This is a genomic window from Agrobacterium sp. CCNWLW32 (genome assembly GCF_037083425.1).
Taxonomy (GTDB): Bacteria; Pseudomonadota; Alphaproteobacteria; order Rhizobiales; family Rhizobiaceae; genus Agrobacterium; species Agrobacterium radiobacter.
This window is the reverse complement of sequence record NZ_JBAOJM010000016.1, coordinates 18,049-29,899: the sequence shown is the minus strand read 5'-3', so window position 1 is coordinate 29,899 and position 11,851 is coordinate 18,049. Positions and strand designations below refer to the sequence as shown.

At 60.1% G+C, this 11,851-nt stretch carries 8 protein-coding genes; 6 read left to right on the top strand and 2 right to left on the bottom strand.

Translation table 11 applies throughout. From position 1 onward, the window contains the following. Positions 1-7 precede the first annotated feature (7 nt). Entirely contained in the window at positions 8-1,222 is a 1,215-nt protein-coding gene (locus V6R85_RS23165) for an HlyD family secretion protein (RefSeq protein WP_336377224.1), read from the bottom strand. Between the two features lie 160 nt (positions 1,223-1,382). Here V6R85_RS23165 and V6R85_RS23160 point away from each other — a divergent pair, with 160 nt between their 5' ends. From V6R85_RS23160 to V6R85_RS23135, 6 genes are all read left to right on the top strand, one after another. Then, the gene (locus tag V6R85_RS23160; RefSeq protein ID WP_111834945.1) at positions 1,383-2,063 is read left to right on the top strand and encodes a TetR/AcrR family transcriptional regulator; all 681 of its coding nucleotides are present in this window, start codon (positions 1,383-1,385) and stop codon (positions 2,061-2,063) included. Positions 2,064-2,245: 182 nt separating this feature from the next. Then, complete coding sequence (locus V6R85_RS23155) at positions 2,246-3,007, top strand: TerC family protein (protein WP_020812092.1); 762 nt, start codon at positions 2,246-2,248, stop codon at positions 3,005-3,007. Positions 3,008-3,293: 286 nt separating this feature from the next. Continuing rightward, positions 3,294-5,066 (top strand): SLC13 family permease, encoded by a 1,773-nt coding sequence (locus V6R85_RS23150; RefSeq protein ID WP_020812091.1) that lies wholly within the window; start codon positions 3,294-3,296, stop codon positions 5,064-5,066. 245 nt (positions 5,067-5,311) lie between these two features. After that, a complete protein-coding gene (gltX, locus tag V6R85_RS23145; protein WP_111834949.1) occupies positions 5,312-6,769 on the top strand; it encodes a glutamate--tRNA ligase in 1,458 nt (485 codons plus the stop codon). Between the two features lie 224 nt (positions 6,770-6,993). After that, entirely contained in the window at positions 6,994-8,493 is a 1,500-nt protein-coding gene (gene lysS, locus V6R85_RS23140; protein WP_336377223.1) for a lysine--tRNA ligase, read from the top strand. A 428-nt stretch (positions 8,494-8,921) separates the two neighbouring features. Further along, positions 8,922-10,625 (top strand): patatin-like phospholipase family protein, encoded by a 1,704-nt coding sequence (locus tag V6R85_RS23135; protein ID WP_411955849.1) that lies wholly within the window; start codon positions 8,922-8,924, stop codon positions 10,623-10,625. Positions 10,626-10,678: 53 nt separating this feature from the next. On the opposite strand, the gene V6R85_RS23130 is transcribed toward V6R85_RS23135, so the two are convergent. Continuing rightward, entirely contained in the window at positions 10,679-11,590 is a 912-nt protein-coding gene (locus tag V6R85_RS23130) for a hypothetical protein (RefSeq protein WP_162691908.1), read from the bottom strand. Between the last annotated feature and the right edge of the window lie 261 nt (positions 11,591-11,851).

Genomic DNA, 11,851 nt, shown 5'->3' with positions numbered 1-11,851 from the left:
ACGCGCCTTACTTGGCGTCCGGGTTGACTTGCGCCGTTCTGGTGGTTTCCGGCGCCGTGCGGGTATCGACATCAACAACGACGCTGAGGCCGGCGCGAAGATTGTGCTTTTCAAGGTCTTCCTTGGAGAAGACGATACGAACAGGCACACGCTGGATGACCTTGGTGAAATTACCCGTCGCATTTTCCGGCGGCAGCATGGAGAAGACCGAGCCCGAACCGGGCGAGATCGACTGCACTGTGCCTTCGATCGTCGCGTCGTCAAAGGCGTCGACATGCACGCGCACCTTCGAACCGGGCACGACGCGGGCAAGCTGCGTTTCCTTAAAATTGGCGTCGATATAAAGCTCGTTCATCGGCACCAACGAAGCCAGACGCTTGCCGACCGACACCAGATCACCGTTCTGCACACCGAGATTGCCGATGACGCCGTCATAAGGCGCCTTCAGAACCGTGAAGGCCAGATCGCGGGCAGCCTTGTCCTTGGAAAGCTGCAGCGAGCGGATGGTGCTTTCAGCTTCCTCGCGCTGGGCGCGCAGAAGCTCGACATTGGCCTTGGCCGACGCAATCGCCGCCTCGCCCGCCACGACATTCGCCCTGGCCTGATCGAGCGCTACCTGGGCGCTGTCGGAAGCGGCAACCGTGCCGACATCCTTCGCCTGCAGCTCGCTGGCGCGCTTCTGGGTGATTTCCGCGCCGCGAAGGGCGGCATCCAGCGCACCCTTCTGGGCAACGGCCTGTTCCTGCGCGGCTTCGCCGCCGATGATCTGCGCGTCGATACGCTTCAGCGACAGTTCCTCGGTGCGGATCTGGGCTTCGGCCTGTTCCAGAGCGATGCGATAATCGCCATCATCAAGCGTCACCAGCGGGTCACCCGCCTTGACTTCCTGGTTCTCGACCACGTTCACCTTGGCGACGTAACCCGAAACCTTCGGCGCTATGACGGCGATATCACCTTCGATATAGGCGTCATCCGTCGACACCATGAAACGGCCATCGACCCACCAGTTGTAACCATACCAGCCGGCGCCGGCGAGAATGGCAAGGGCGAAGACCGGCAGAAGCGGCGAACGCTTCTTGGCCTTCGGCGCTGCAACGGTCTGGGACGGCTGCTGCGGCGCGGCCTCGGCCGGCTTTGCGGGAGAGGTCTCGGCCTTGGCAGAGATATCCGCCTCTTCCGCATCGTTGACGGCGCGAACCGCGCTATTCTTCTGGGCCGACATGAGAATGTACCGTGATAAATTGAAGAAAGTTTTTCGAACTGAACCGTTCGGTTCGATTGACATAATCTCTTTCCTGACACATATCAAGTGTCATCGAACCGATTGGTTCGACGTTCGGTTAATTTTTTTTACGTCATTACGATGCTAAGAGGCGGCAGTGATGGCAGGTGAAGACAGGGATATGGAGACGGAAACGGGCTGTCCGGGCAATACCGCTGGGCGTTTTGCGGCGGGCGAAGACCCGGCCAAACGCGACCAGATTCTGGCCGGCGCCTGGCGCGTGTTCAAGCGCAAGGGCTTCGATGCGGCCAGCATGAACGACATCACCCGGGAAGCGGGCGTTTCCAAGGGCACGATCTATGTCTACTTCTCCAACAAGGAAGATTTGTTCGTTGCGCTCGTCGACCATCACCGCAACGAATTCGCTACCTCCATGCGCCATATTCTTGAGGGCACCGAGGAGGTACGCGAGGGGCTGGAACAGTTCGGCAAGGCTTTTGCCAACAAGATGATCTGTTCCGACATGATCCCCGCCATGCGCTCGGTGATCGGTGTCATCGATCGTATGCCGAAGCTGGCGCAGCGTTTTTTCCTCTCTGCGCCGAACAATGTGCGCACGGTGCTCCTGGATTTCATCGAACATCAGGTCAAGATCGGCCATCTGAAGGTGGATGACCCCGAGTTGGCCGCCCGGCAATATATCGAGCTTTCCACCGGCACCTTCTTCAAACTGCGCCTGTTCGGGGAACTCGAAGGTCCAGTTCCCGAAGAGGAACTGGACCGGATAATCGGCAGCGCCGTCAATGTGTTTATGGCGGCTTACGGAACCGACAAGGCCTGAAATCATTCAGCAACGGGCGACCGGACCGGCAACGGGACAGTGCCCGATGCGCGGTTTGCGCGAAATTTCGATGAAATCTTGCCCATCACAGGGGCGGTCTCCTTGTTTCTCGCGTATTGCGCTATAAATTCCACCCACCGAATGTTTCGGGTGACCTTGTTGCTGAAAGGAAAAATTCCCTGATGGAGTCCGTTCTCCCTCTTCTGTCCGACCCCGCCGCCTGGGTGGCGCTCGTCACCCTGATCGTCATGGAGGTCGTGCTTGGTATCGACAACCTGATCTTCATCTCGATCCTCACCAACAAGCTGCCGCCTGAACAGCGCGAAAAAGCCCGCAAGATCGGCATCGGTCTTGCGCTCGTCATGCGGCTTGGCCTGCTCGGCACCGTCGCGTGGATCGTGCAGCTCACCACGCCGGTCTTCGAGCTCTTCGGCCACGCCTTCTCATGGAAGGACATGATCCTCATCGCCGGCGGTCTTTTCCTGATGTGGAAGGCCACCAAGGAAATCCACCACAATGTCGACCCGGAAGACCACAAGGAAGACATGGTCGGCGGCCCTGTAGGCATGAATTTCGGCGCCGCCATCGGCCAGATCCTGCTGCTCGACCTCGTCTTCTCGGTGGACAGCATCATCACCGCCGTTGGCATGACGCCGCATCTGCCGATCATGATCGTCGCTGTCATCGTCGCCGTCACCGTCATGCTTTTGGCCGCAACGCCGCTTGCCAACTTCATCGAGCGCAACCCCACCATCGTCATGCTGGCCCTCGCCTTCCTGATGATGATCGGCACGACGCTGATTGCCGAAGGCATGGGCTTCCACGTTCCCAAGGGCTACGTTTATGCCGCCATGGCGTTTTCGGCGCTGGTGGAACTGCTCAACATGCTGGCCCGCAACGCGCGGCGTCGAAAGAAGGCGGAGGCCGCCGGCGACGTGCATTGATGTTGCCGTGACGTTTCCCTGATTTTCCGAGGCCCGTTTGCAGACGGGTCTCGGATTGAGGAAGGACCGCTCCTCATACTCCACGTCATCCTCGGCTCAAGGCCGAGGATGACGAAAGCTTTAGGCCGATAGGCGGCCATCCAAAGCCTTATGCGCGAAGCAGGCTTCCACCAATCGGACTCTTTATTTCCGTCCGGAACCTCAAAGCCGCGGCTTGCGTTTCAATGCATCCTCGCCTTACGCCCGGCGACGGCGCGTTTTTCTCCTTCGAAAGCAAACAGGCAGCATGACAACCGACCAGATCCTCGCCTTCACCGTGATCGCCGGCATGATGGTCGCGTTCATCTGGGACAGGTTACGTTACGATGTCGTCGCCTGCAGCGCATTGCTGGTGGCGGTGGCGGTGGGGGTTGTGCCTTTCGAGAAGGCTTTCTCCGGTTTTTCGGATGACATCGTCATCATCGTCGGCAGCGCGCTGATCGTCAGTTCGGCCGTGGCGCGCTCCGGCATCGTCGATATGACGATCAAGAAATATTTTCCCGAAATGCACTCCAAGAGCCTGCAGCTTGCCTTCCTGATGATCGTCGTCGCCGTCATGTCGGCCTTCATCAAGAATATCGGCGCGCTCGCCATCATGATGCCGGTCGCTTTCCAGTTTGCCCGCAAATCCGGCAGCCCCGTTTCCTATTATCTGATGCCCATGGCCTTTGCCGCACTTCTGGGCGGGCTGATGACGCAGATCGGCACCTCGCCCAACATCGTCGTCTCGCGGCTGCGCGAGGAGATGACCGGGCAGAGCTTTTCGATGTTCGACTTCACCCCCGTCGGCGCGGGACTGACAGTCATCGGCATCATCTTCCTGACTTTCGGTTATCGCCTTCTGCCGGTGCGCAACCGCCAGCAGGCATCGGTGGAGGATATTCTCGACCAGTCGGCCTATACCGCCGAAGCGACGCTGCCCGCCGACAGCACCTATGCGGACAAGCCGCTGCGCGAATTGCTCAAACAGGCCGATGGCGACGTCATCGCCAGCACCATCCTGCGCGGGCCGAGACGCATCTCCCCCTTCCCCGATGTGAAGCTCAAGGCCGGGGACACCGTGCTTCTCGAAGGCAGCCCCGAAGGGCTTGACCGCATCGTCTCGCAAGCAAAGCTGCTGCTGTCAGGCAAGCCGCTGATGGAGAACGGCCAGAAGACCGTCGATCTCATTTCCATGGAAGCGGTCATCAGCAATGAATCGGTGCTGAGCGGCATTTCGGCGCGCGAGCTTTCGCTCTCCTATACGCGCGGCGTCAATCTGATCGCCGTCAACCGCCGCGGCCAGCGCGTCAGCCAGCGGCTCTCCGAGCTGACTTTGCAGGCGGGGGACGTCATTCTCTTGCAGGGCAGCCGCAAGAACCTGCCGCAGGTCCTGCAGGAATTTTCGCTCTTGCCACTGGCGCAGCGGGAAATCCTGCTTGGAGTGCAGCGCCGCGCGCTGCTACCCGTCATCGTGCTCGCCGCCGCCATGATCGCCGCCGGCAGCGGACTGGTGCCGGTCTCGGTCGCATTCTTCGCCGCCGCCTTCCTGATGATCCTCGTCGGCGCGATCCCGCTCACAGAGGTCTATAAATCCATCGACGGGCCGATCCTCGTCATGCTCGCCGCCCTCATTCCCGTCAGCGACAGTCTGCGCACCAGCGGGGCGAGCGAACTGATCGCCGCCTGGCTCGGCCATGCCGCACAGGGATTGCCGCCCTTTGCGGCGCTCGGCATGATCCTGCTCACCGCCATGGCGGTCACGCCCTTTCTCAACAATGCCGCAACCGTGCTGGTCATGGCCCCCATCGCCGCCGGTTTCGCCACTACACTCGGCTTCAGGCCGGAAGCCTTCCTGATGGCGGTGGCGATCGGCGCGGGCTGCGATTTTCTCACCCCCATCGGCCACCAGTGCAACACGCTGGTGATGGGCCCCGGCGGTTACCGCTTCAGCGACTACCCGCGCCTCGGCCTGCCGCTGTCGATCATGATCGTCATCGCCAGCATTCCGATGCTGCTTTACGTCTGGCCGGTTTCCTGAAACTTTTCGAGGAAAAGCGCGGCATCCTTGCATCGCAGCAATGCGTTGAGGCAAGACGGTAAATATCCTTATTTCCTTGACGCCTGCGGCATAATATGGCCTAAGCCGATGCCGAACGGGAATGTGCAAAAGCGCGCGTGACACGCGCCTTTCCGCATGATTTCCTGCCGCATTCAAACGAAAACTCCGTGATATAAGGGCGACTTCGCCCCCATGTCACTGCCACGTCACGACGAGTGAATTTCATGACCACTTCCGGCGTTCGCGTCCGTATTGCACCTTCCCCCACCGGCGAGCCCCATGTCGGCACCGCCTATATCGCGCTGTTCAACTATCTCTTCGCCAAGAAACACGGTGGCGAGTTCATCCTGCGCATCGAGGATACCGACGCCACCCGCTCAACGCTGGAATATGAGCAGAAGGTGCTCGAGGCGCTGCGCTGGACCGGCCTCACCTGGTCGGAAGGGCCGGATGTCGGCGGCCCCTATGGTCCCTATCGCCAGTCCGAGCGCAAAGCCATGTACTGGCCCCATGCCGAAGAGCTGCTCAAAAAGGGCCATGCCTTCCGCTGTTTCTGCACGCCCGAGCGGCTTGAGCAGATGCGCGAGGCGCAGCGCGCGGCCGGCAAGCCGCCGAAATATGACGGCCTTTGCCTCCACCTGAAGGCCGAGGAAGTGACCGCCCGCGTCGCCGCCGGCGAAGCCAACGTCGTGCGCATGAAGATCCCGACCGAAGGTTCGTGCGATTTCCATGACGGCGTTTACGGCGATGTCTCGATTCCGTGGGACTCGGTTGACATGCAGGTACTGGTCAAGGCCGACGGCATGCCGACCTATCATATGGCGAACGTCATCGACGACCATCTGATGAAGATCACCCATGTGGCGCGCGGCGAGGAGTGGTTGGCTTCCGTGCCCAAGCACATTCTGCTTTATCGTTATTTCGGCTGGGAGCAGCCGGTGTTCATGCATCTTTCGCTGATGCGCAACGCCGACAAGTCCAAGCTTTCAAAGCGCAAGAACCCGACCTCGATCTCCTATTACTCCGCTCTCGGTTACCTGCCGGAAGCGCTGATGAACTTCCTCGGCCTGTTCTTCATCCAGATCGCCGAAGGCGAAGAGCTGCTGACCATGGAAGAGCTGGCGGCGAAGTTCGACCCGGAAGCGCTTTCCAAGGCCGGCGCCATCTTCGATATCCAGAAGCTGGACTGGCTGAACGGCCGCTGGCTGCGCGAAAAGCTTTCGCCGGAAGAGTTCATCTCCCGCACGCTGGAATGGGCGATGGAGAATGCACGCCTGACCGAAGGCCTGAAGCTTGCGCAGAGCCGCATTTCCAAGCTCGGCGAATTGCCCAACCTTGCAGGCTTCCTGTTGGCAAGCGATGCCGGCCTGACGCCGGCCTCCTTTGCGGGCCTGAAGAGCAAGCCGGAGGAAATCCACGAAATCCTCACCACCGTTGCCGTTGATCTGGAAAAAATGCCGGACTGGAATGTAGAAGCGATCGAGGCCGAACTGCGCGATGTCGCCGAACGCACCGGCAAGAAGCTGCGCGTCGTGACGCCGCCGCTTTTTGTCGCCATGTCCGGTTCTTCGCGTTCGCTGCCGCTGTTTGACAGTATGGCGCTGCTCGGCCGCTCCGTGGTGCGCCAGCGGCTGAAGGCGGCGATTGCCGTTGTGGCCACGATGGTTGGCAGCGGAACGTAAGACAAAGCGGCGAGGCTTTTGATTGTCGGCCCCGCTCATCAACGGTCGTCATCCTCGGGTTTGACCCGAGGATCCACGCCGGTTTCGATGAGCTCCGACAGGACGACGTACCGCCTGGAGAATGGATCCTCGGGTCAAGCCCGAGGATGACGGATGTGGAAAGTGTGGGCGCATTTGGCGACCGCAGCAGCAAACAGAACAATGTGCCCATAAAGGCGAATACGATGAACGACAAGACAACCGAAACCACCGCCCTTTCCTCCGACGCGACAGAAGTGCGCCGCCAGAAACTTGCGCTGCTGCGCGAGCAGATCGGCGACGTTTACCCGGCGCATTTCCACCGCACGCTGACCAATGCGGAGCTGGCGGAAAAATATGCCGATATCGAAGCCGACGTCGAAACCGGCGACACGGTGACGGTGGCGGGCCGCGTTTATTCCTCGCGCAATTCCGGCATGTTCATGGACATCCATGATGCCTCGGGCAAGGTGCAGATCTTCAGCCACAAGGATACGACGCCGGAAACGGCGCGCAATCTTCTGCCGATGATCGACATCGGCGACATCATCGGCGTGACCGGTAAGGTGCGTCGCACCAAGCGCGGCGAGCTGACGATCAACGCCGAAGAAATCACCATGCTGACCAAGTCGCTGCTGCCGATGCCGGAGAAGTGGCATGGCGTCTCGGACATCGAGCTGCGGTACCGCAAGCGCCATCTCGATATTCTCGCCAACGAAGAATCCAAGCTGCGCTTCCTGCAGCGCTCGAAGATCCTGTCGGGCATCCGCCGTTTCATGGAAGCCGAAGGCTTCCTCGAAGTGGAAACGCCGATGCTGCAGACCGTCTATGGCGGCGCGACGGCCGATCCGTTCAAGACCTTCCACAACACGCTGAAGATGGACATGTATCTGCGCATCGCGCCGGAACTGTTCCTGAAGCGCACGCTGGTATCGGGCCTCTCCGACAAGGTCTTCGAAATCAACCGCAACTTCCGCAACGAAGGCGTTTCCACAAGGCACAATCCTGAATTCACCATGATGGAGTGCTATTGGGCCTATGCCGACTACGAAGACATCATGGGTCTCGTGGAGCGGCTGTTCGAGACGCTGGCGATTGCCCTGCACGGCACGACCGAGGTTGAATTCCAGGGCCAGACGATTTCCTTCAAGGGTCCGTTCAAGCGCGTGCCTATGCCTGGCGCGGTAAAGGAAGCGACCGGTATCGACTTCCTCGCCATCAAGACCGATGAAGAAGCCCGCACTGCTGCCAAGGCCGCCGGTTTTGCCGTCGAGAAGGACTGGACCTGGGGCGAATGCCTTGCCTTCATCTTCGAAGAGAAGGTGGAAGGCACGCTGATCCAGCCGAGCCACGTCACGCATTTCCCGAAGGACATTTCGCCCTTTGCCAAGGAAGTACCGGGCGAACCGCGCCTCGTCGAGCGTTTCGAAAGCTATTGCAACGCCTGGGAAGTGGGCAACGCCTTCTCCGAACTCAACGATCCGGAAGAACAGCGCCGCCGCATGGTGGAGCAGCTGGAGCAGGCCCATGCCCGCGGCGAAAAGGACAAGCAGCTCGACGACGAATTCCTCGACGCCATCGACCAGGGCATGCCGCCCGCCGGCGGCCTCGGCATCGGCGTCGACCGTCTGATCATGCTTCTGACCAACGCGCCCTCGATCCGCGACGTCATCCTCTTCCCGGCCCGCCGCAACAAGGCGGACTGATCGGACGAAACCCGGGGGCGGCCTCGCGGCCACCTGCCGCTCCCCGATTGTCTCGCTGGTGGCGAAGGGGACGTATTTTTTCAGCGTCATCCTCGGGCCTGTGCCGAGGACCTAATCACGTCCAATAAAGTCAATCCGTTGCAGATCCTCGGGACAGGCCCGAGGATGACGCCGGAGTGTGTGGCGAGATTTCGCTCCGTTTGCCTGTCGGTTTTCCTCTCCATACATAGACACGGCAAGTAACTATCCGGCCATCTGTGAGCGGATCGAATAAATTCATATAACTTTTAGTAGAATATACTGGCGACATCGCCTCAACTTGTGATACCCATTCCGCATCATTCGCATTGTGTTTGACGGCTTTCGATCAAGGGCCGCCGGGGGAGATACGCATGCCCGAGAATGAGCTTCCCAGATACCAGCCCGATATGTTCGCAACACCTGAAAAGGAATGCGACGTGGTGATGAAGGGCGGCATCACCTCCGGTGTCGTTTATCCCTATGCGGTTCTGGAACTGGCGCGCCGATACCGTTTCCGCTCGATTGGCGGCACATCGGCCGGGGCGATTGCCGCCGCTTTCGCGGCTGCGGCGGAATATTCCCGCACAGTCAGGAAAGATCCTGACGGGTTCACCCGCCTGCAGGCCCATTGCGACACGATACCCACTATTCTGGACAGGCTTTTCCAGCCGGAGCGCCGTTTTCGCCCCCTGATGCGTTATCTGCTGTGGGCGCAGGCCGGTGGCTGGCCGGGCAAGGTTTTGGGCTTGCCCATGGCTTTTCCGCTGGCAGCCATAGCAGGCATTGTCATCGGCGCCGGCATCTTGTGGGCTCTGGGTGGCGGTTGCGCCGGGTCCATTCTCGGCGGGCTGGTGGGCATGCTGGCCGGCATCCTTGGCCAGATGCTGTGGCTGGTTTTTCACCGGTTGCCGAAGGACGGCTTCGGCTTCTGTTCAGGACTGACGGTTTCCGATCGGGAGGTTCCGGGCCTGACGGAATGGCTGCATGCCTCGATCCAGGACATCGCTTTCGGCAGCGACGCCGCAACGGCGCCGCCGCTGACCTTCGGCGATCTCATTGGTGCGGAGCCGGAGAAGCCGGTCATAAACCTGAAGATGGTCACGACGAACCTGTCGATGCGGCGGCCGCACACGCTTCCGACCACGAATCTCATGGTGGCTTACGACCCGAAGGAATGGAGCCAGTTGTTTCCCGCTGGCGTGATGGACTGGCTGAAGCAGATCGCGACACCGGGCGGCCCCTTTCCTGAACTCAAGGCTTTTCCGGAGCCCGCCCAGCTGCCCGTCATCATCGCAACACGCATGAGCCTGAGTTTCCCGGTCCTGTTCAAGGCCATTCCGGCCTATACCAATGATCGCGGCACACTGGATATCGTGCGACGTATCAGCGGCGACGCACGGCCTGTCATGAAGGCGAAAATCTGGTTCTCCGATGGCGGCATCAGCAGCAACTTTCCCATTCATCTTTTCGACGCCCTGCTTCCGTCACGTCCGACCTTCGCCCTCAGCCTTGATGAATTGCCGAAATCCATCGCCGGCAGCATGAAGCGCGTCACTATCCCGCAGGCGGCCGGCGAAGGGATAGGCGTGCCCGTTCACAAGATGGAAAAAATGAGCGGCTTCCTGGGCAGCATCCTCAGTTCGGCGAAAGACTGGCAGGACCAATCCCTTGCCACCATGCCCGGCCAAAGGGAGCGCATCGCCCGCGTTTTCCTCAATGAGGAGGAAGGCGGGCTAAACCTCACCATGCCGCCGGAACGCTCGGCAAAACTGATGAGCTACGGCCTCGAGGTCGGATCGCTTTTTGCAAATGGCGCGCTGGATTTCGACGAGCATCGCTGGCGACGGACGCTTGTTGCCTATGATCGGCTGGAAGACGCGGTGTTTGCGACTGAGCGTCTGTGGAGCGAAGGCAAATATGAAGAATGGCTGACGGGTTACATTGACGAGATCAAAAGCTACGAAGCCGTGACAAAGGGTGAGCGGGAAAAGCTGATCGCCCGAATTGCCGCCTTTGCCGCCCTGTCGCAGAGTTTCTCTCCGGCAATCGTCAACAAGCGCAAGAAATTTCCAAATCCGGCTGGCCGTCTGCGGATCGGACCCGATATCTGACGCGACCGGGGCAAGGTCGCCGGAAGGTTTCTCCGAGAACCGCCCTCGCCCGCTTAGTGGCTTGCGGCCTTTTTCTCCGCACCCGGTTCTTCCGCGGGCGCATTTTCGGTCGCCGGCTTCTCTTCCGCCGCCTGTGCGGTCGTCGAGCCTTTTCCGAAGATCAGCGATTTCAGGTAGGACAGGCTGAAGATGCTGCCGCCATCGGCTTCCGGTGTCGAGGTCAGAAGTTCATCGGCGGTGGGTTCGCCATGCGCTTCGGGAGACGGGGTTTCGCCATGGGCTTCCGCACCGGCGCCGCCTTCCTTGGTTTCCGCCGGCGCGCCGCCGTGGCCGCCTGCGCCATCATCCTTGGTTTCGCCGTGGCCCGTCGCGCTCTTTGCGGGTTTTGCGTCGTGGCCTTCAGAGCCGGCATCCAGAGCCGGGGTCGCACAATCTGCTGAATCGCTGAGGCTTGCCGCCAGCGCTTCGGTATCTTCCAGCGGCAAATCGATGCGCAGCCCGTAAAATTGCCCGGCGCCGTTTGCCACGCCATCGTAATAAAAAGCCGAATAACGCCGCGCCTCCGCACCCTCAGGGATTTTGGCGAGGTCCGGAATGAAAACCACCTGTGCGGCAATGGCGCGGCCGCGCATTTCCGAGCGCAGCTGCGGACCGTTCTTGTCGAGCACGGAGACCTGAACCAGATCGGGTTTCTGCTTGTCGTAAACCGCCTGGGCGACGCGCAGTGCGGTCTTCAGCCGCTCTGTGCCATCACCGCCCTGGGTACGAATGAATTTACGGACCCATAAAGAACCGTTCTTGCGAATGTTGACTGTCTGGACCGCGTCGCAGGAGAGCCCGTTGGTGGAAGCGTAGGATGGACCAAGCAGCCGATCGCTGCCGATGAATACGGCAGCAGAACCGGTCGCACCCGCCAAAAGCAGGATCCCGCCTCCAATCATAACGAGCTTGCGCGAAAACCGCATTCGTCCGAATACAGCTTTCACCCGCAACATCCTGACATCAAGTACCCCGTCTTACGCCCTCATCCCAAAACGTGGCTCGATGGATGAGGAACACACGCGGGACAAGCTACGGACCACGCTGTCCGAGCCCTGCGATAGTGCCGCTTTCTCATTGAAAAAAGTTTAATCCCACTGGCGCGTCGCCGGCAAAAACGCACCATTTTCAGACATTCTTGAAATCCACTAATTTGCGAATGATTTGCAATAGCGTTGACAAGGGTG